Here is a 20,316-nt window from a genome sequence, read left to right as displayed (position 1 = left end):
TTCAGCGGAGTTTCCTCCATTAGCCCGGAGATTCATTTCCGGGCGGACTCGCAACGCAGCCAAGCCGCTTTTTATCCTTCTCAAACACCCTCTAACAGCCGTTTTTCGAGTCAGTCCGCCGTTGCAGACTTCGTTTCGCTACGGTACATTTCGTCGATCAATCCTCTTTCCGCATCGAAAAGTCCGCCGCTCTCGCGATCCGAATACTTCCTTGCGGCGACACATACGCAACTTCTGGAAAATACTGGGCAGGCGGCGTTTCCGGTGCGCGAGCCACATAATCCGCAATCCGAATCTGCGTCGGCTCCAATTGCAGCGCCATAATCAGAGACTTCGCATTCCCCTTGCATCCCGCATGAGCCACACCGCGCAACCGACCCCAGACGAGAATATCGCCTTCCGCGATAATCGTACTCCCCGGATTCAAATCGCCCATCACGATCACCATTCCGTTGTGGCGAATCTCAGTGCCCGATCGTAAAGTCATTTGAATATAAAGCGGTTCCTCCATTGCCGTGGCAGTCTCTTGCTTCGGAGCCAATGGATCGACGGCTGTAATTTGCTCGACTGAATAGCCAGCCGTGGCAGCGACGACCGCAGTTTGACGACGACGAGTATGAACCGATTTAAGTTGGAGTTGCACGTCGGTTAGGGCTTCCGCGATCGCGCTCAATTGACGAGTATCGAGCAAGCGATCGTCTGCGATCAAATGCACGATCGTATTCGGCTGCCACTGCCGTTCGCGTCCCATTAATAATTGTTTCAACTGCTGCCACAACTCGCCCCACGCCAGCGCCATCTTAGAGGCGGACTCGGATTCGGGCGGTAAGCTCAAGTGCAGAACTCCCTCTTTGGCTTTGAGGCGGACTTGGAGATCCTCGATCGCAATCTTCGGCACTTCGGGCGTTTCGAGCAGGGATAGATCGAGCAAATCCGCTTCGATATCCGGGCTAGAAACGGCTTCTGGGCTGGTCGGGGTGGAGTCGTTCGAGAGGGACGAAAGAGAAGTATCAGAAGTCATGCCTTAACTTGGGGCTGCAACGGATAGATCATATTCACTCACTGGGCGGTTTGCAACATTGTTTCGATCGACAGACGCGATCTCCCAGTTTTTTCACTACGGTGTGATGACAATTTTCTGCCAAATCGAGTGTGCGAATTAGAAGGAGTTAAGATGTCAGACCTGATTCAAGCCGTTCTAAACAGCGATGAGAAGTCCGATTTGCGTAACTTTGCCAGCGAGTTGAGATCGTTTGGCAAACGGTATCTGCTTAGAAACGAAATTTTGCAGTTGTTTGATGAATTTTCTCAACAGTTTAAAAAACATGATTCATCTTACCTGGAGAAATTGATTCGTTATGTGCAGGAAATTATTGTCGAAGATCGGAATCTGTATTTTATTCTTCGTCCAAAAATTGCGCGACAAGAGGCGTATCTGTTGCTGGAAGATTTGACGATCGAGCAAATTACGATTCAAGAATTGCTCGATATTCGCGATCGCTTTGTGAATCATTATCATCCGCAAGAAGGCGATGTCTTTGAAATTGATTTTGCACCTTTTTATGATTATTCGCCTGTTCTGCGCGATCCAAAAAATATCGGTAAGGGTGTGGATTTTCTTAATCGATATATATCGAGTCGGATTTTTCAGGATTCTAAGAAAGGACAGGAAACTCTGTTTCAATTTTTACAGTTGCATCAATATAACGGAATGCAACTATTAATTAATGGACGGATTCGATCGCCGGAAGAACTGAGCGATCGAGTCAAACAGGCTTTGGGAATTTTAAGCGATCGTGATCCAGATGATGCGTTTGAATCCTTTCGATTTGACTTGCAAAATATTGGATTTGAACCCGGTTGGGGAAATACCGTTGCACGAGTCAAAGAGACTTTAGAGATTTTAGATCAGTTAATTGATTCACCGGATCACCAGACTTTAGAGACCTTCGTTTCTCGAATTCCGATGATCTTTCGAGTTGCCATTATTTCACCCCACGGATGGTTCGGACAAGAAGGCGTTTTGGGCAGACCAGACACAGGCGGACAAGTGGTTTATATTCTGGATCAGGTCAAAAGTTTAGAGAAACAATTGCAGGAAGATCTTGCACTTGCAGGATTAGATATTAGTCCAAAAGTCATTGTTTTAACTCGACTTATTCCTAGTAGCGATGGAACGCTTTGTAATCAGCGACTTGAGAAGATTCATGGAACAACAGATGCCTGGATCTTACGAGTTCCATTCCGAGAATTTGATCCGAACTTGACGCAAAATTGGATTTCTCGATTCGAGATTTGGTCGTATCTAGAAACTTTCTCGATCGATGCCGAACGCGAACTCAAAGCCGAATTTCAAGGCAGACCCGATTTAATCATTGGAAACTACACGGACGGAAATCTCGTTGCATTCTTGCTTTCAAGACGTTTGAAAGTAACCTATTGCATCATTGCTCACGCGCTTGAGAAATCAAAGTATCTATTCAGCAATCTTTACTGGCAGGAATCCGAAGATAAATACCATTTTTCGCTGCAATTTACAGCCGATTTGATCGCGATGAATGCGGCAAATTTCATCATTAGTAGCACCTATCAAGAAATTGTTGGAACCCCAGAAAGTGTCGGGCAATATGAATCCTACAAATCCTTTACAATGCCCGATTTGTATCACGTTGTTAATGGAATTGAACTATTTAGCCCCAAATTTAATGTCGTTCCTCCCGGTGTGAATGAGGCAGTTTATTTCCCATTTACTCGAACTGAAGATCGATTATTGAACGATCGACAACGCTTAGAAAATCTCTTGTTCACTGATGAAGATCCGGATTCAATTTTCGGCACACTTGATGATCCGATTAAGCGCCCCTTATTTTCGATGGCAAGGCTCGATCGCATTAAAAATCTCACTGGACTTGCAGAAGCTTATGGAAAGAGTGAAGCGCTCAAAGCCCGCTGCAATCTAATTCTGGTCGCTGGAAAGCTGCGGGTAGACGACTCTAGCGATTACGAGGAAACTAGCGAAATTGAGAAATTGTACGAAATTATCGATCGATACAATCTCAAGGGCAAAATTCGCTGGCTCGGTGTGCGATTGCCAAAAGGTGACACTGGAGAAGTCTATCGAGTAATTGCCGATCGACAAGGCATTTTCGTACAGCCTGCTTTATTTGAAGCGTTCGGCTTAACTATTCTGGAATCGATGATTACTGGACTTCCAACCTTTGCAACTCGATTTGGAGGTCCACTTGAAATTATTCAAGACAAAGTGAACGGCTTCTACATCAATCCAACCGATCACGAAGAAGTTGCAGACGTGATTCTAGAGTTTCTGGATCAATGCGATCGCGATCCGAACTATTGGAACGAAATTGCTCAGAAAGGGATCGATCGCGTCTACAGTACCTACACCTGGAGAATTCACACGACTCGACTGTTATCGCTGGCAAAAATCTACGGCTTCTGGAACTACACCTCTCAAGAAAACCGCGAAGATTTACTCAGATACGTCGAATCGTTGTTCTATCTCTTGTACAAACCTAGAGCGCAACGATTGTTACAGGAACAAATGCAGCAATAGAATTACGATCGCCCTCAAAATAAACGAGGGCGATCGCAGTTCAAGATTCTGGCAATTGATTCGGATCAAATCCTTGCGATCGCAAAAACGCTTCCAATTGCTCGACCCGTCGTCGTTCTTGATCGGCTCGCTGCCGTTCCTGTTCCGCTCGTTCATCAGAAGCCAGCAACAAATTCCCCTCACTATCCCACCACCGCAGCCACGGTAAGGTTTGATTGGCATACTGTCCTTCCCAAATTCCCAATTCCACACCGATCGAAGGAATGGGATAATGCCCTCGCTCGTTCGGGCGACAGCGTTGGTAACGATTCGCAATCAGTTCATACATTTCCACAGAAGATTTCTCTACTTCGTAGATCGCATAGAACGGGATATGAATGGCTTGCTCATACACCCAAAACTTACCCGCTTTGGCAGACTCGCTACTGAATGGGGAAGTGTAATCGCGCTCCTCTGTCCCATCACCAGAGACAAACTCGATCGCGATTAACGGCGCAATAATTTCCTTCCACATCACATACGATCGGCGCGTCTGCCCATCCAGCAACGGGGGCACATTCGGAACATAAAACCAGTCTGGCGCTTCGGCTCCTCGCTCTGGTGGATCAGTTAATCGCCAATAGATGCCGCAGTCTTGCCCGATCGCATACTGTCCATCCGGGTGCAAAGCATCCAAAGTCGGTCGAATCGAAGTGGTGAGCAGAATACTTTGCGGATGTTCCTGGAAGTTTTTCACGAATGTACCATCGGACTCTGGCAACTGAGTATGATCCGGCAAGCTGAGGGGGGGTTTAGCGATCGTCATACAGGGCATCCTCCGATCGAACAGCGATTGCTCTTAATTTTAATATAATTCTTTTGTTCTACTCTAATCAGTCGAATAAAAAAGAGGGATTGCTCCCTCTCTTCTCTAGATTTAGAAGTTAGATTTCCGATTCGATCTCTTGCTTTTTGCGGTACTTCAGTGCGATCGCGCCGACTAAAGTTAAAGCTGCGATCGTGCTGGGTTCTGGGACTTTCGCGGGCTTCGGTGTGGTCACTCTGGGGGGTGGAGTTGGATTGCTTGGTGGTGTTGGTGGAGTTGGATTATTCGGTTTCGTGCCATCGATCGGGGTATCAAACAACGGCGGATTCGGATTTGCGGGGGGATTTGGATTTGTTGGCGGATTCGGATTTGTTGGCGGATTCGGATTTGTGCTGGGCGGATTCACCGTGATAGATGTACCGCGACCTGTACCACTTGCACCTGAAAGATTCAGAGATGCACTATCAATGCTTTGATAACGAACTCCAAAATTGCTCAGGCTCAGTGTATTGACGCTTCCACCCAGAGCCAGGGTGAAGCTGAATTTTCCAGAGTCAAAGGTTCCAGGAAGCGAAGTACTATTGTTGACTCCTCCGTTGCTTCCACCCTGACAGTTACTTCCAGAATTGAAGCAGACATCAACGTTACCGAACTGATTCGGGAAAGCACCGTTTAGATGAGACCGATCGAAGACTCCGCTCGTGTTCGCACTCAGTAGCGTTCCACTGGTGTCGAAACCAAATCCCGAAACCCGCGAGAAGATGTCACCACTGGAAGTATTGTCGAGCAGGGCATCAAAAGTCGCGATCGTGTTTCCGTTCTGGGTGGTGAAGCCTTTGAAGGTTAAATCCACAAATGAAGTTAATCCGCTGACGGTGTTGGTACTCACATTGCCGTCAAAGTTGATTCGGAAGATCTTACCCAAGTCTGCAAGTCCGACTGAAAAAGAACTGGTTGCAGGTGTCGCTGATTGCGTTGGAGCAACAACAGTTTGGGTTGGAGTTTGGGCCTGCGTTGTAGTCTGTGTGGGAGTTTGAGTCTGGGTGGGGGTCTGCGTTTGGGTCGGTGCGGGAGAGTTGCGGTTGCCGTTGCCGTTGCCATTGTTTGCTCTTGCAAGTGCTGGATTTGCAACGAGTAACAGCGTTAAACTCGCAACTCCAGAACAGAGCATTAAGAGAGTCGGAGACAAGTTCTTGGACATCTGAGTAAATTGAACGTTATGTGTATACGCTATTACATTAATCTATTGAATATTCATGATGATTTTGCTGACTTAGAGAACTCTTCATACAAATTCCGTACTTCAGTAATATTGCGGTGAACCTGGACTCGATTTGAGGGATTTTCTGCTGAAAGAGAAGCGAAATTCCGCTGCTCACTGAAAACACACTTCAGAATTTGATTAATTTGCAAGATAAAATTCAGTAAAAACTCTGAAATAAGGAATTCTGTTACGCGCAAAATTAAGCAAGATACCAGCTTTTACGGATTCTGCATTTTTACTGAGGTCAATTGAGAAAAGAACCGATGACTAACCGCCCTGAAATCAATTCTTTGCGCTCCCGTGATTTCAGCATTGTCGCTAGGATTGTTCTCGACATAATGGTTTCTGTTTTGACAGTGCCGTGAGTCAAGAAATATGAGTGCGATCGTTCAATCGTTGTCTTCTCTCAAAAAGCTACTGATCGGGTTGTGCTGTGTGGCGTTACTATGTTTACCTGTTGCCGCTCAAGAGATTAATCAACTCAAACAGCAACAGCAGCAATTAGATCAACAGCGATCGCAGGTTCAAAAAGAGCGGGAGAAAGTCCAACGCCAAGAGCGATCGGCGCAAAAAGACCTCAATGGCATTCGGCGCAATATTCAAGCAACAGCAGGTCAGATTCAAACCACGGAAGCGAAGTTGAATAATGCGAGTCGAGTATTGAAGAAACTAGAAGCGCAACTGGGAGAAGCAGAGAAAAGCTATCAGCAAAGACAATCTGCGACTGCTTCCCGCTTGCGATTTTTGCAACGTCAGCAAGAGAGTCGGGGTTGGGCGGTTTTATTGCAGAGTGAGAATTTGAATGATTTTCTCGATCGACGTTTCCGCTTGAAGCAGATTTACAAGAACGATCGACGAAATTTAGCTGATCTCAAAACTGAGGCGGAAAAGGTCGATCGGCAACGTCAACAAGTCGAACAGCAAAAGATTAATACCACGTTGTTAGCTCAACAGTTGATGGTTCAGAAAGCTCAATTCGAGCAGCAGGCAGAATCTCAGAAAGAAATTGTAGAACGGCTCAGAACGAATCGTCGTGCTCTTGAAGCCGCAGAAGCTCAACTTGAAAAAGATTCTAAGAGCATTGGTGAACTGATTCAAAGACGAATTGCGGAAGAACGTGCGAAAAATGGCATCGTTATCTTAGGAACGGGACAGTTTAACTTGCCGAGTGATGGTCCAATTACTAGCGGATTCGGCTATCGAACTCATCCCATTTTGGGCTATCAACGCTTTCATGCGGGTGTTGATTTTGGTGCAGACTTTGGACATCCGATTTTGGCTGCCGATCGCGGAACTGTGATTTTTGCAGGTTGGTACGGCGGCTATGGAAATTCGATCATTCTCGATCACGGCAACGGAATTACCACAATGTACGCTCACGCTCAAGAACTGTATGTGTCTGAGGGCGAAACTGTAGAACGTGGAAAAACGATCGCGGCTACGGGTTCTACTGGACTATCGACTGGACCTCATTTGCATTTTGAAGTCCGAGAGAATGGTGAACCTGTTGATCCCATGAACTATCTGTAAATCCGAGTAAAAAACTGGACGTGATACAACACACGTCCAGTTCATCCGATCGAATCAATCTAACCTTGATTCTTAACGATCGCGATTTGGATTGCTTAAATTGTGCTAGACCACTTCAGCCATTCGACGGGCTTGAATCTCCAGATAAATCAATAGTGCATTGATATCGGCAGGATTCACACCCCCGATTCGGCTGGCTTGCCCGATCGTTAACGGTCGAACTTTCGAGAGTTTTTCTCGCGCTTCTTTCGAGAGCGTTTCAATCTCGTGATAGTTTAACGTTTCGGGCAGCTTGCGATTCTCTTGCTTGCTGATTTGATCAATCTGATGTTGTTGGCGCTGAATGTAGCCAGAGTATTTGATATCAATCTCCGCCCCTTCTTTCTCAGCTTGGTTCAGATTTGTATTGCCTAAATTGTATTGCTCTAGATCCACATAGTGAAATCCAGAACGACGCAGCAATTCAGCAAGTGTGATTGATCCTTTGATTGCTTGTTGAGTCGATTGTGCGATCGCTTTCCCCACTTCATCCAGTTCTTTCACTCGCGTCTCATGCAGTCGTTCTTTCTCTGCTGCAATGTTCTCCTGCTTTTTAGTGAACATTGTCCAGCGTCGATCATCGATCAGTCCGATCTCACGTCCCACTGGGGTTAAGCGCTGATCTGCATTGTCCGATCGTAGAATTAAGCGATACTCCGATCGAGAAGTTAGCATCCGATAAGGTTCGCGTAGATCCTTCGTACAAAGGTCATCAATCAATGTACCAATGTAGCTTTGTTCACGCGGGAAAATCACCATCTCTTGACCCTGACACAACCTTGCCGCATTGATACCCGCGACCAATCCTTGTGCTGCTGCCTCTTCATATCCAGTTGTACCGTTGACCTGTCCAGCACAGAACAATCCACTGATCTTTTTAGTCATCAGCGTTGGATAGCATTGGGTTGCTGGCAGATAGTCATATTCGACTGCATAAGCGGGACGAAGCATTGCACAGTTCTCTAGACCTGGAAGCGATCGCAACATTTGCAATTGAACTATCTCCGGTAATCCCGTTGAAAATCCTTGGATGTAAAGTTCTGGAATGTCTCGACCTTCTGGTTCGATAAAGATCTGATGGCTTTCTTTATCTGCAAACCGCACGATCTTATCTTCGATGCTTGGACAGTATCGCGGTCCTTTCGCATCTACCCAACCGCCATAAACAGGGGATAAATGTAAGTTCTCACGAATGATTCGATGTGTTTCTGCTGTGGTGCGAGTTAAATGACAATCCATTGTTTCTCGCTCGACCCAAACTTCTGGATCAAAGCTGAACCAGCGAGTTTCTGAATCGCTCGGTTGACGTTCGAGAACATTGAAATTGACAGAACGTCGATCGACTCGTGCAGGCGTTCCCGTTTTTAATCGTCCGGTTTCAAATCCAAATCGATTCAACGTATCGGTTAAGCCGATCGCAGCAAATTCTCCTGCGCGACCTGCATCCATTGATTTATTGCCGACCCAGATTTTTCCACCTAGAAACGTTCCGGTGGTCAGCACAACTGCTTTACATTCAAATGCGACACCGAAGTAAGTTTCGACCCCGATCACTTCATCATTCGCGTTCAGAACTAGATCCGTTGCCATGCCTTCTCGGATCGTTAAATTCTCCTGATTTTCAACGATCGTTTTCATGATCGCGGCATATTCGCGCTTATCGGTTTGTGCCCGTAATGCCCATACTGCGGGACCTCGCGACGAATTGAGAATCCGTTTTTGCAAGTAAGTCCGATCTGCCATTTTGCCAATCTCACCGCCCAAAGCATCCGCTTCATGGACTAGCTGAGATTTTGCAGGTCCACCGACTGCCGGATTACAAGGCTGCCAAGCGATTTTGTCGAGATTCAGCGTCAGCAGCAACGTCCGACAGCCCAAACGTGCGGTCGCCAAAGCCGCTTCACATCCCGCGTGTCCGGCTCCCACAACTACCACATCATACGAATCAAGAAACTCTACGCTCATAGTTCATCGGCTTATCGTGCAATCTCTATTCTAAGGGGCGAACTTGAAACTCAAGCAGGATACCGGGAATGTTAGAGAAATCTAGAATTATGAATAAAAATCAGATATTCTAATAAGTACACCTGTTCTAAATCGTCATGACTGACCTCTCTCCTCCTAAACAGAAATTACTCGACTGGCTAGAAGATCATATCGATCGATATCATTCTGTGCCGTCTTATGGCGAGATGGCAGCGGCATTAGGCTACAAGTCGAAAGATACAATTCGGTTTCATTTAATTGATCTTAGAGATGCGGGTTATGTCGCTTGGAAAGAAGGCTCGGTCAAGTCGCTCGTCATTTGTAAACCTCGATCGAGAAACATTCCAATTCTGGGCGTAATCGCAGCAGGCGGATTGGTCGAAACCTTTCCCGATGCTGATGTTGGAGAGTATGTTGATGTGTCAACGTTGCCGCATTTTGTCGGAAAACGACGACAGCAGATGAGTCAGTATTTTGCACTGCGGGTTCGGGGAGATAGCATGATCGGGGCAGCGATCGCAGATGGTGATGTGGTTATTTTGAGAAAAGAATCCGAACCCAACACGATTAGAAACGGTGAAATTGTTGCGGCACGATTTGAAACGCAAACGACTCTAAAGCACTTGTTCTGGAGCGGCGATCAGATTATTTTGCAGCCTGCAAATCCGAGCTATCCAGTGATCGAAAAGCAAGCCGAAGAAGTGGCGATCGAAGGAGTCTTTGTCGGCTTGGTACGCGGATTAGTATAGATTGCTGTCTATGCTGTCAAGCAACATCTCTCCTGACTACTACTCCGGAACCGAATCTCAGTTTTTTGAATAGCCGATATGAGAAGTTGCATCAGTCAACGATCGCTCGAACTAACTTCTCTTAAATCGTGCTATCTTCGCAAGAAATTAGGGCTATTCGGTGCTAACGTTCATCAAATTCTGGAGAGGTCATTGTGAGACGTTACTATCCCTACATCCTCGCGATCGCTGCTTTATCGACGATGCCTTTACGAGCGATCGCGCTAGAAGAATATGGCGGCGGTTGGGGACCATCGCTCGATACAACACTCTCGATCGGGAGAGACATTATTCACGATTCGATGATGAGGGAAATGCTTAGGGAACAAGTCGAAGGCTCATCGCTTTCTTCTAGTCCAACCCGTTCTTCCACTCCAGCTCAGACGAGTCCTCGTAAAACTCCTCAATCCGCTAGTCCAGCTTCGCAGCGTCAACCTGCGAACTTGACCTTTAAGCCCTCAATGGAAGTCCGCAGACGCAACTTTGCTCAGTTTGTCGCCAGAGCGCGGGCTGCTGATCCGGTAGCTGCTGGACAATTGGAGCAGCTTTTCGCCTCCCGCAACATCATCGCTGAAATCGATCGAGCGATCGCGCCTCTAGGTGCAAAAACGAATAACGTGGCGGATACGATGGCGCTTTATGTGATTGCTGCTTGGCATGGAGCGCGAGGTAACATTGCCAAGCCAACGCCCAAAGAGTTCCAGTCCGTTCGGAATCAAATGGCGAACATTCTGACCTCTTTACCTACCGTCGCGACTCTGACTGACGCACAAAAGCAGGAAATGGCAGAGGGATTGTTGATTGAAGCGTTACTGGTTGATCAAGCAATGCACTTCGCGGCAAAAGATCCGAGCCAGCTTGCTTCGATGAAGACAGCCATTAGTAGGGCTGCTGAAAAATACGGCTTTAATGTCATGCAGTTGAATCTGACTGATCAAGGACTGACATTAGCACGTTCTTAGCTCAGGATAAACGGCGCGGAAGGTGCGATCGAAACTCTTGCCTCTCCGCCAAACTGAGGAGATAGAACGTGAGGCTTCTGTCTTGACCAGCTAAGGTTTAGCTCTCAGGGCAGAGATTCCCAAGAATCGAAACTGAAACAATAGAGCCATCATCCTCAGAGTTTGTTCTATGACTTTTAGTTTCTTTGATTTAATCTGGGTATTTTTCATTTTTTCATCTTTACAACCGCTCTGGCAGCGAAGACAAACCGAGACAAAACGGTTTAGAACGCTGAAAGACATCGAGCGGAAGCGAAATAGCCGCGTGATTTTGCTGGTTCACCGTCAAGAATCGATTAGCTTGTTGGGGATTCCTTTATCTCGCTACATTACGATCGAAGATTCTGAACAAATTCTTCGCGCAATTCGGTTAACTCCGCCCGATGTGCCGATCGATCTGATCTTGCACACTCCAGGCGGATTAGTGCTTGCAACTGAGCAAATTGCTCGTGCTCTGATTCGTCACCCTGCAAAAGTAACCGTCTATGTTCCCCACTATGCGATGAGCGGTGGAACAATGCTGGCATTAGCAGCAGATGAGATTGTAATGGATGCGAATGCGGTTCTGGGTCCGGTTGATCCGCAGTTGGGTAACTTCCCGGCAGCTAGTGTGATTAAAGTCGTAGAAGAAAAGCCGATCGGGGATATCGATGATCAGACTTTGATCATGGCGGACTTGTCACGGAAAGCGATCGCTCAAGTTCAGCGGTTTGTTCGCACATTGTTAAAAGATGCGATTCCACAACCAAAGATTGATCCAGACAAAATTGAAAACGTGATCGATGCGTTGACGACTGGAAAAGTAACGCACGATTATCCGATTACGGTGGAGGAAGCATCGGAGTTGGGGTTGCCGATCACAGTGGGACTCGATCGAGAGATTTATGATCTGATGGAATTGTATCCGCAGCCTCAAGGCGGTCGTCCTTCGGTGCAATATATTCCATTGCCGTATGAGCGCCGTCCGACGTTGCCGGAACCGAAAGGTAGACCGTTACCGGAAGGAGCGCGGGTGCGGGATTAATTCGGAAGTTCTAGCTCCGTTGCAACTTTGCCCTGAGTTGAAATCGGGCGAGACTGAAACGGAGCTAAGAGGGTGTTTGAGAAGGATAAAAAGCGGCTTTGCTGCGTTGCCAGTCCGCCCGGAAATAAATCTCCGGGCGGGTGAATGCGATCAACGATTACTTCTCAAACACCCTCTAAGAACCCGAATCCTACAACACTCGCGCCCGCAACCAAGAGATTGGCAACAACGACATTTTCCGCATCCCCGGCACATACGCCCGACGATTGAAATTGTCGTAATTGTTATTCTCGATCGCATTCAAAATTCGGCTGTACAGCATTAACGCTGACCAAACGGGCCATCTCGCATCCGCATTCAGCGAACCAATTCCCCGTTCTGCCTGCGTATAAAACTGCCGCGCTCGATCGATTTGGAATTTCATTAATGCCTTCCATCGATCGTCATTCACGCCTTTAAACAAATCATCTTCGGTGTAGTTAAACCGCTCTAGATCTTCTAAAGGCAGATAAATTCGACCCCGACGCGCATCTTCACCGACATCGCGCAGAATATTCGTCAACTGTTTCGCCACACCAAGCGCGATCGCATCATCCAGTGGAGAATAACTCGCATCAGGACGATACCACGGCACACTCTTGTCCGGCTCTGCCAAGCCCATCACATTAGTAGACATCAGACCGACCGTACTAGCTACCCGATAGCAATACAGATAAAGCTCATCAAAGGTTTGGTAACGGCTGCGATAGAGATCCATTCGCTGTCCAGCGATCATGTCGCGGAAGGGTTGAATGTCGATCGGGAACCGTTCCACAGTATCGACCAGTGCCACATCAAAATCATCTTCGGGATAGCCCGCGAAGATTTTCTCTAAGCGGGTTTCCCACTGATCGAGCGTGTCATCGGTTGCCAATTTGCCGTTCAAGCCGTCTACTAATTCATCGGTGCGACGACACCAGACATAAATTGCCCAAATCGCCCGCCGTTTCTCAGCAGGAAATAACAGGGTCGCCAAGTAGAAAGACTTGGTGAAGTGTTCCATCAATTGGCGGCACTGCTCGTAAGCTTCATCGACAGAAGCCAACGATCGTACAAAGGAAGAGGGTTGTTCGGGCAATTGCAGCATTCGTAAGACAGATGGAAGGGTTGACAAAGCGCTAATTGCTACTGGTGACTAACCGTTTGGGTTTAGTCTCGGTAGAGACAGGCGCGTTCGTAATTGCCTGCGCTGTCAGCTTACCAGAAAGGACGGCTCCTTCCATACTCCCCAAATATTGTTGCATCGTGTAGCTTCCCGAAAGATAAAAGTTGTCGATCGGGGTAATTTGATCGGGTCGAAACGCTTGTCTTCCCGGTGATGAGGTGTAAACAGAGCGCGGCGTTTTCACGACTTTGTATTTCCGCAGTTTGGCAGGATTGTCACCTGTTAAGTGCTGCGGGAATAACCGCTCTAGATCCTTCATCGTGGCTTCGATGATTTCTTCGTCGGATTTGTCGATCCAATCTTTTGCTGGAGCTAATACAAGTTCAAGCATGGATTGATTTGGATCTTCGTATGCTTTGCAAGTCACGCTCATATCGGCGTACACACTGAGCAAGTCCGATCGAGAAAAGAGAAGCTGATCAATGTCGGTGAGCTTGCGATCGAACCATAGATGCAAGTTAATCACCGGAACCCCTTCTAAGCCTTCCAGCTTTTGGAAGAAGGGCATTTCTTTCCACGGTTGCGGCATCAGGACTTTCATCACATCGACCGACATTGCAGAAACATATCGATCGGCGGTAATGATTTCATCGGGTGCGCCATCTAATCCGCGAATCAAAAATCCTTTCACGGTATTGTCATCGTTTAGCAATATTTGCTTCAGCGGTTTTTTCAGGTGAACTTCGCCGCCGTTTGCTTCGATGTGATCGACGATCGGCTGACACAATCTTTCAGTGGGCGAACCATCGAGGAAGGCAATCTTTGAGCCGTAGCGTTCTTGTAAGAACTTATTCAGTGCAGTCAGAATAATCGTCGCTGAGACTTCATCGGGATTGATAAAGGTCAACGCTTTTGAAGCTGCGATGAAAATATCAGAGCTAACTCGCTCTCCGATTCCCTGACGTTCCAACCATTGCAATAGGCTGTACTTGTCCATGTCTTCGACGTATTTTTGACCCCTGAGGACACCGGGCCAAAGACCGATCGCAAATCGAATCTTTTGCTCCCAGGTCAACATATCGTTATTTTTTAGAATCGACATGATGACATTGAACGGAGCCGGGATGTCAGGAACCTTGAAATACGAATAGGTTTCTGGCTTCTCTGGTTGATTGAAAATCAGCGCGTGTTCTTTCCACTGAAGTCGATCGAGAATATTCAACTCGCCCATCAGTTGCAGCATATTCGGATATGCCCCGAAGAACGCATGAAGTCCGGTTTCGTACCAGTCCCCGTCTTCATCCTTCCAGGCTGCGACCAATCCGCCCAAGACATCGCGGCTTTCCAGCACGATCGGCGTATGTCCAGCATCGACTAAATATTTCGCACAGGCTAATCCTGCTAAGCCGCCTCCGGCGATCGCTACACGCATTCGTCCGTTCACCTACTTGTGATCGACAATTCGGTTCAATTATACGTTGCGAACCGTTACATTTTTTGACTTGCTGCAAAAAGTTGGGTGCAGTTGGGTAGAGACGATTGTGCGATCGATCATTCAGCAAATCCTGATACTGAAAGCGCTGCATCGTTTTTTACATTTGATTCCGTACAATTTCAGTGTTTTTAATCTGAAACAGGACTCATGCGAGTTGTCAGCAAACTAAAAGAATCACTTAAATAAAATAAACTCGCGTTAGGATACGGAGCGAATTCGATCAGAAACATTACAGTCTCACTACTTATTCTTTCCGCTCACTGTTTTTCGCTGGGCTTTCTGAAGTTTGGTGGTGCTTAACTAAGTCAAATGTAATGAATCCGATCGACCTCGTATGCTTCGATACCTTGCTTGATTGAGTTTGTTTGGTATGTCTGTCTGGGCTGACAGTTGATTGTGTTCTTTAAGCTGTCGCCGTGTTTTTGACTCGTTCCTGATTGTGCGAATTGCTGCACGAAATCGTCGCCGTTCCGAAAATCGCGGCTGAGTTTGTCGTCGAACAAAGAGGAATTTTGAATGGTGTTAGACCCGACTCCTAGTATGCAGGGAGATATCGGTAGCTTTAGCTTGCCAAAAAATGTCACTGCTGCTTTATCTACTGACCCGAATCCGGATACGCTTTTTCCCGCGCTCAATGTCGTTGCTGCTTCGAGTTCAACGACTTATGGAGCGATGGGACTTAAAGCAGAATACTTCAATGATACGAACCTGACCGAAAGAGCTATTATCCGCACAGATCGCACGATCGATTTCAACTGGGGAAGAAATTCTCCCAACCAAGCGGTGAACTCGGATAACTTTTCCGTTCGCTGGACAGGTCAACTTTCCCCGCTCTATTCCGAGCCTTATACCTTTTCCGCTGATGCAGACGATCGCATTCGAGTGTGGGTGAATGATCAGTTACTCATCGATCGATGGGATGTTCCGAGCGATCGGAATTCGACGATCGATCTTGATGCAGGACAGAACTATGACATCCGAGTAGAGTACGCAGAAAACGGAGGAGATGCGAGCGCAAAATTACAGTGGTCGAGTCCGAGTCAGACGAGAGAAATCATTCCGCAAAGTCAGCTAAAATCGCCGTTCATCAGCACGAACACGAATCCCGGTGCGGCTTTGTTTAGTGATGTGCGAGACATTGATATTAATAGTCTCACTCCGGTTAACGATAGTTTAAGCGCTGAGAATCTTTCGGATTTCTACCGATTTACTCTGACACAATCCACTGCGATTAACGTCACCATTGGAAGTCTAGCTGCTAACGTAGATCTCAAACTGCTCAATGAGCGGGGCGATATTATTAGCACGTCTGCCAATGATGGAACCATGATGGAATCAATTGCCGCAGTTTTGAGCGCTGGAACGTATATGCTCCAGGTCTTTTCCAATCAGCCCGTGAATAGCCAGTATGTGATGACTTCTGCGATCGCGGATACGATTCGAGAACGGGCGAAACCTGCTGATACCTTTATTGACTCGATCGGGATCAATACGCATTTACGCTACACCGGACTGACGTATGGACGCTTTGATGATTTGGTTGTGCCGCGCCTGAAAGAGATGGGAATCCGTCATATTCGCGATGGTGGAAACGATCCGAATCTCTATCCCAAAATTCGACGACTGGCAGAGAACGGAATCAAGACGACGCTGATTATGGACCCACGCGACGGGGTGACTCCGGATAATGCCGTTTCGCTGATCAAAGCAGGAATGCCGGGGATCGAAATGGTTGAAGGTCCGAATGAGTGGGATGTCGGCAACATGATCTATAAGGGTGCGGGCTATCCAGATGGACTGCGGATGTATCAATCCGAGTTATATCGCGCAGTCAAAAATGATCCGGTTACTGCAAAGTTGCCTGTGTTGATTCCGTCGATGGCGCAACCAGAACATGCAGAAAAGATTGGATCGCTGGGTGAATATAGCGATTACGCGAATATGCACAGTTATTCGGGGGGACGAGTTCCTGCGTTTGACTTCGATCGACGTTGGTTGCCCTTAACGCGGAAATATTCGGACAACAAAACGATTATTGCCACGGAAACCGGGTATCACAATGGGATTAACGATCGAGAAACCACACACAAAGCGGTGACTGAGCAAGTTTCGGCGAAGTATATTCCACGCACGTTCCTGGAGTTTTTCAATCGGGGAATTAAGCGGACGTTTCTCTATGAGTTTCTGGATCAGCGTCCCTTGCCGGATGCAGAGAATAACTTCGGGATTATTCGGGCAGATGGAACTCCGAAACCTGCGTTTTATGCGTTGCGGAATATGATTCAGGTGTTGAATGATAAGCCTGGAAGTACTGCAAACGGGTCGCTATCGTACTACTTCAGTGGCGATGTCAAAGATTTACGTCATACGTTGCTGCAAAAGAGCAGTGGTGACTTTTATCTGGTGATGTGGCTGAATTCTGAGAGTACCGATGCGACGAAGACCCAGCGAGTGACGGTGAATTTGTTGACTCCGACTCAGGAAGCAGCGACATTTTTACCGAATCGATCGGCTTCTGCGACGGCAACGTTTAATACACCAAGTCGGGTGACGATGGATGTTCCGGATGCACCGATTATTTTGAAGGTTGTGCCGAAATCGTGATGATGTGAATGCGATTGGATGAGAGTCTGTCGCTGCGATTGAGTCCGCCCGGAGATAAACGCTCCGGGCTAATGGGAGAAAGGAGGCTGAAGCCCCCTAAGAGTGCAGTTTCAGCCCTCTTCAGAGGGGTTCCCTCGATTAACCCGGAGATAAACCTCCGGGTGGGACAGCGGATGAACGAACCCGCCAAAATTTACAAACCATCTGTCATCCAGCAATTCATCGAATCGATCGCAATAATTCCAAATGTTTGCCCACAGGCGCGATCGTATTCGCCGCAATCATGCCACTCGCTGCCACAGCAGGCAATCCAATTCCCGGAAAGGTCGAATCTCCACAGCACAACAAGCCTGATATCGGAGTGATCGCACTCGGAAACAATCCATCTGTGGCGCGAATGGCGGCTCCATAGGTTCCTCGATATCGACGCAAAAATCGTTGATGCGTGATCGGGGTTCCGACCAAAGATAGTTCAGTTCTCGATCGAATATCCGGTATCACCCGCTCCAACGCTTTCCACATGATTTGCGATCGCTGTTGTTTCAGTTCCTCATAATTCTCGCTCTGCTCCCAAATCTCATACGGTTCGTTCCCCGGTGTGTACACATGAATCGCGTGTTTTCCCGGTGGTGCAAGCGATGGATCAAGAATTGATGGAATCGAGATCAGTACAACATTCTGAGGCGCAGTAATGCCTAAATCCCAATCGTTCACCACAATATGATGACAAGCGATCGAGTCTAATCCCTGTGCATCAATGCCTAAGTGCAAGTGCATGAAACTCTCGCAGGTTGGTGTGGCTTGGCGTTCTTGCTCGAATCGTTTGGGGAAAGTATCGACTAGCTTTAACGTGTCCCAGATGGAAGCATTTGAAACCACATAGCGCGATCGTAGTTCTTCCCCATTCTTCAATCGAACACCGACTGCCTTTTGATTCTCGACTAAAACCTTTTCTACATGCGCTCTCAATCGAACTTTGCCGCCATGCTTTTCGATGCCGCGAACCAAGGCTTGGACGATCGCGCCACTTCCACCCGCTGGATAGTCCAATTTCACATTCGGGCGATACCAATCCGCGAACATAAACGCGACTTCAGCCGCATTCGTACTATCCGCAGGCAATCCTGAGAGTAAAAAACACAATAGATCGAGCCAATTGCGAATAAATGGATCAGTCACGACTCGATTCATCACGGGCGCAAAGGCTCCGGTTAACTGAGAAAGCCCGATCGCGTTTTGCACCATCGACGGTAAAAACTGTCCAATGCTTAGAATTGCTCCCAAGTCATATCGCACCGCAGCAGGAGGAAGCGCGATCGCAGCTTTCGCCAACGGAGTCATCACTTCCTGCAATCGTCGCCATTCTGCAACCGCTGATTCACCGCGTAATTGGTGTAAGACTTCAGAAAATTGGGACGCTCCGACTTGAGTATCGAACGTGCCTTCTGGCAGACAACAGCCCCAAGTATCGTAGTTCAACCATTCGATATCTTCGTCGATCGCATCTAAGACTTGCCGTAGTGGATTCGGAGACGGACTGTACGACATTCCCGAATACAGCGAAGGACCGGAATCAAAAACGTATCCATCACGCTCGAAACTGTGAGCGGCTCCCCCTGCGATCGAGTGACTTTCACACACCAACACTTTAAAGCCATATCGCGCCAGAATCGCCGCACAACTCAAGCCCCCGATCCCGCTTCCGATGACAATCACATCGATCATGATTCAGAATTTCTATCTTTTGTTTAATGTATCGTGTCGAATGATCAGTGTGACGAAACGAATGCTTGATGAAACGGTGTTGAACCCTGGACGGTACGAGATGAACCCTGGACGGTACGAGACGAACCCTGGACGGTACGAGATGAACGTTGAATGTGACGGAACGAATGCTTAATGGGACGAGACGAACCTTCGATCGCACAGGACGAACCTTCGACTGCACGAGACGAACCTTCGATTGCACAGGACGAATGTTCTAACTTTCGTTTCGATATTACTTTGATTTGGAAATTGTCACGATCGTTCACCCCTGCCGTAAATCTTTGTAGCTCAAGACTTGCGCGATTTGTTGCTTGCGCTATGCTAGTGGGCGATCGACCCCGAATTTGAAGAATTTTCTTTATCTAATTACAAAATCGTGCTAGATTCTGAACGCTTCAAATTCCGAATTCTGATATCCTATAGAACCTGTAATTAGGATATTCCGTTCATTTCCAAGGCGGATTTTTATTAATGGCGCGTATCATCGTAATCACTTCGGGAAAAGGTGGAGTCGGCAAGACCACCACGACCGCTAATCTCGGCATGGCATTGGCAAAACGGCGACGGAAAGTTGCTGTGATTGATGCTGACTTTGGATTGAGAAATTTAGACTTATTACTAGGACTCGAAAATCGCGTCGTTTATACAGCGGTGGAAGTTCTCGCTGGACAATGCCGATTAGAACAGGCACTGGTGAAAGATAAGCGATTCCAGAATTTGGTCTTACTGCCTGCCGCCCAAAATCGCACCAAGGAAGCCGTCACTCCTGATCAAATGCGGCAGTTGGTCAATGCTTTATCACGGGTGTACGAGTACATTCTGATCGATTGTCCTGCCGGGATCGAGATGGGATTCCAAAACGCGATCGCGGCTGCACGAGAAGCGATTATTGTGACAACTCCCGAAATTGCAGCGGTTCGAGATGGCGATCGCGTCATCGGACTGCTCGAAGCGAACAACATTAAGCGGATCAATCTAATTGTGAATCGCATCAGACCGAACATGGTGCAGGCAAACGATATGATGTCCGTCGAAGATGTTCAGGAAATCTTAGCGGTGCAACTGCTTGGAGTCGTGCCTGATGACGAGAAAGTGATTGTTTCAACGAATAAAGGCGAACCACTGGTATTATCAGAAACACCTTCGCAAGCCGCGATCGCATTTGATAACATTGTGCGCCGATTGGAAGGGGAGCGAGTACCCTTGATGAGTTTGGAACCGCCAAAAGAAGGGTTCTTTGCTCGATTGTTTGGTCGATTCTCAGGTAAGAACTAAATTTTTCCACCGTTTGCATC

General features: G+C 47.4%; 16 protein-coding genes. 9 read left to right on the top strand and 7 right to left on the bottom strand.

Annotated elements, in window-relative coordinates; all coding sequences use genetic code 11:
• Positions 1 to 157: 157 nt before the first annotated feature.
• Positions 158 to 1,021 (bottom strand): septum site-determining protein MinC, encoded by an 864-nt coding sequence (gene minC / locus ACQ4M5_RS26645; RefSeq protein ID WP_430678765.1) that lies wholly within the window; start codon positions 1,019 to 1,021, stop codon positions 158 to 160.
• Between the two features lie 153 nt (positions 1,022 to 1,174).
• Here minC and ACQ4M5_RS26640 point away from each other — a divergent pair, with 153 nt between their 5' ends.
• The gene (locus ACQ4M5_RS26640; RefSeq protein WP_430678764.1) at positions 1,175 to 3,574 is read left to right on the top strand and encodes a sucrose synthase; all 2,400 of its coding nucleotides are present in this window, start codon (positions 1,175 to 1,177) and stop codon (positions 3,572 to 3,574) included.
• 40 nt (positions 3,575 to 3,614) lie between these two features.
• On the opposite strand, the gene ACQ4M5_RS26635 is transcribed toward ACQ4M5_RS26640, so the two are convergent.
• Complete coding sequence (locus ACQ4M5_RS26635; RefSeq protein ID WP_430678763.1) at positions 3,615 to 4,379, bottom strand: Uma2 family endonuclease; 765 nt, start codon at positions 4,377 to 4,379, stop codon at positions 3,615 to 3,617.
• A gap of 118 nt (positions 4,380 to 4,497) precedes the next feature.
• Complete coding sequence (locus ACQ4M5_RS26630) at positions 4,498 to 5,580, bottom strand: cistern family PEP-CTERM protein (protein ID WP_430678762.1); 1,083 nt, start codon at positions 5,578 to 5,580, stop codon at positions 4,498 to 4,500.
• A gap of 438 nt (positions 5,581 to 6,018) precedes the next feature.
• Here ACQ4M5_RS26630 and ACQ4M5_RS26625 point away from each other — a divergent pair, with 438 nt between their 5' ends.
• Positions 6,019 to 7,173, top strand: a complete 1,155-nt coding sequence (locus ACQ4M5_RS26625) for a murein hydrolase activator EnvC family protein (protein ID WP_430678761.1) — start codon at positions 6,019 to 6,021, stop codon at positions 7,171 to 7,173.
• A 105-nt stretch (positions 7,174 to 7,278) separates the two neighbouring features.
• Here the strand turns inward: ACQ4M5_RS26625 and mnmG are convergent, their stop codons facing one another.
• A complete protein-coding gene (gene mnmG / locus ACQ4M5_RS26620; RefSeq protein ID WP_430678760.1) occupies positions 7,279 to 9,177 on the bottom strand; it encodes a tRNA uridine-5-carboxymethylaminomethyl(34) synthesis enzyme MnmG in 1,899 nt (632 codons plus the stop codon).
• A gap of 137 nt (positions 9,178 to 9,314) precedes the next feature.
• Between mnmG and lexA the strand changes: the two genes are divergently transcribed.
• The 3 genes from lexA to ACQ4M5_RS26605 all read left to right on the top strand — a co-directional run bounded on the left by lexA (position 9,315) and on the right by ACQ4M5_RS26605 (position 12,011).
• Positions 9,315 to 9,947 (top strand): transcriptional repressor LexA, encoded by a 633-nt coding sequence (gene lexA, locus ACQ4M5_RS26615; protein ID WP_430678759.1) that lies wholly within the window; start codon positions 9,315 to 9,317, stop codon positions 9,945 to 9,947.
• Positions 9,948 to 10,141: 194 nt separating this feature from the next.
• Positions 10,142 to 10,948, top strand: coding sequence for a DUF6683 family protein (locus ACQ4M5_RS26610; protein ID WP_430678758.1), 807 nt, complete (start codon positions 10,142 to 10,144; stop codon positions 10,946 to 10,948).
• Between the two features lie 169 nt (positions 10,949 to 11,117).
• The gene (locus ACQ4M5_RS26605) at positions 11,118 to 12,011 is read left to right on the top strand and encodes an SDH family Clp fold serine proteinase (RefSeq protein ID WP_430678757.1); all 894 of its coding nucleotides are present in this window, start codon (positions 11,118 to 11,120) and stop codon (positions 12,009 to 12,011) included.
• Positions 12,012 to 12,201: 190 nt separating this feature from the next.
• Here ACQ4M5_RS26605 and ACQ4M5_RS26600 read toward each other — a convergent pair whose 3' ends face one another.
• On the bottom strand, positions 12,202 to 13,164 hold the full coding sequence (locus tag ACQ4M5_RS26600; protein WP_430678756.1) for a phytoene synthase: 963 nt from the start codon (positions 13,162 to 13,164) through the stop codon (positions 12,202 to 12,204).
• Positions 13,165 to 13,168: 4 nt separating this feature from the next.
• Entirely contained in the window at positions 13,169 to 14,587 is a 1,419-nt protein-coding gene (pds, locus tag ACQ4M5_RS26595) for a 15-cis-phytoene desaturase (protein ID WP_430678755.1), read from the bottom strand.
• Between the two features lie 579 nt (positions 14,588 to 15,166).
• Here pds and ACQ4M5_RS26590 point away from each other — a divergent pair.
• Entirely contained in the window at positions 15,167 to 17,254 is a 2,088-nt protein-coding gene (locus ACQ4M5_RS26590) for a PA14 domain-containing protein (protein ID WP_430678754.1), read from the top strand.
• Between the two features lie 219 nt (positions 17,255 to 17,473).
• Here ACQ4M5_RS26590 and ACQ4M5_RS26585 read toward each other — a convergent pair whose 3' ends face one another.
• Entirely contained in the window at positions 17,474 to 18,979 is a 1,506-nt protein-coding gene (locus tag ACQ4M5_RS26585) for a phytoene desaturase family protein (protein ID WP_430678753.1), read from the bottom strand.
• On the opposite strand from ACQ4M5_RS26585, the gene ACQ4M5_RS26580 reads away from it, so the two are divergent.
• The 3 genes from ACQ4M5_RS26580 (at position 18,978) to minD (ending at position 20,296) form a co-directional block, all read left to right on the top strand.
• A complete protein-coding gene (locus ACQ4M5_RS26580; protein WP_430678752.1) occupies positions 18,978 to 19,154 on the top strand; it encodes a hypothetical protein in 177 nt (58 codons plus the stop codon). The two genes, ACQ4M5_RS26585 and ACQ4M5_RS26580, sit on opposite strands and share 2 nt — an antisense overlap.
• Entirely contained in the window at positions 19,154 to 19,369 is a 216-nt protein-coding gene (locus ACQ4M5_RS26575; protein WP_430678751.1) for a hypothetical protein, read from the top strand. Before ACQ4M5_RS26580 ends, ACQ4M5_RS26575 begins: the two co-directional genes overlap by 1 nt.
• A gap of 123 nt (positions 19,370 to 19,492) precedes the next feature.
• Positions 19,493 to 20,296 carry a septum site-determining protein MinD gene (gene minD, locus ACQ4M5_RS26570; protein WP_430678749.1) on the top strand — a complete coding sequence of 268 codons (804 nt, stop codon included), beginning with the start codon at positions 19,493 to 19,495 and terminating at the stop codon, positions 20,294 to 20,296.
• Positions 20,297 to 20,316 lie beyond the last annotated feature (20 nt).

Origin of the sequence: Leptolyngbya sp. AN10 (genome assembly GCF_050565645.1) — a bacterium.
Lineage (GTDB): Bacteria > Cyanobacteriota > Cyanobacteriia > Leptolyngbyales > Leptolyngbyaceae > Leptolyngbya.
The sequence above is the reverse complement of the archived record's forward strand: the minus strand, read 5'-3'. Positions and strand labels throughout refer to the sequence as shown.

Bases quoted from the DNA above. Each gene is read 5' to 3' on its own strand.
- ACQ4M5_RS26630 (WP_430678762.1), bottom strand. From the start codon at position 5,580: ATGTCCAAGAACTTGTCTCCGACTCTCTTAATGCTCTGTTCTGGAGTT.
- minC (WP_430678765.1), bottom strand. From the start codon at position 1,021: ATGACTTCTGATACTTCTCTTTCGTCCCTCTCGAACGACTCCACCCCG.
- minD (WP_430678749.1), top strand. From the start codon at position 19,493: ATGGCGCGTATCATCGTAATCACTTCGGGAAAAGGTGGAGTCGGCAAG.
- ACQ4M5_RS26635 (WP_430678763.1), bottom strand. From the start codon at position 4,379: ATGACGATCGCTAAACCCCCCCTCAGCTTGCCGGATCATACTCAGTTG.
- ACQ4M5_RS26590 (WP_430678754.1), top strand. From the start codon at position 15,167: ATGGTGTTAGACCCGACTCCTAGTATGCAGGGAGATATCGGTAGCTTT.
- ACQ4M5_RS26580 (WP_430678752.1), top strand. From the start codon at position 18,978: ATGATTCAGAATTTCTATCTTTTGTTTAATGTATCGTGTCGAATGATC.
- ACQ4M5_RS26575 (WP_430678751.1), top strand. From the start codon at position 19,154: ATGGGACGAGACGAACCTTCGATCGCACAGGACGAACCTTCGACTGCA.
- pds (WP_430678755.1), bottom strand. From the start codon at position 14,587: ATGCGTGTAGCGATCGCCGGAGGCGGCTTAGCAGGATTAGCCTGTGCG.
- lexA (WP_430678759.1), top strand. From the start codon at position 9,315: ATGACTGACCTCTCTCCTCCTAAACAGAAATTACTCGACTGGCTAGAA.
- ACQ4M5_RS26605 (WP_430678757.1), top strand. From the start codon at position 11,118: ATGACTTTTAGTTTCTTTGATTTAATCTGGGTATTTTTCATTTTTTCA.
- ACQ4M5_RS26640 (WP_430678764.1), top strand. From the start codon at position 1,175: ATGTCAGACCTGATTCAAGCCGTTCTAAACAGCGATGAGAAGTCCGAT.
- ACQ4M5_RS26625 (WP_430678761.1), top strand. From the start codon at position 6,019: ATGAGTGCGATCGTTCAATCGTTGTCTTCTCTCAAAAAGCTACTGATC.
- mnmG (WP_430678760.1), bottom strand. From the start codon at position 9,177: ATGAGCGTAGAGTTTCTTGATTCGTATGATGTGGTAGTTGTGGGAGCC.
- ACQ4M5_RS26585 (WP_430678753.1), bottom strand. From the start codon at position 18,979: ATGATCGATGTGATTGTCATCGGAAGCGGGATCGGGGGCTTGAGTTGT.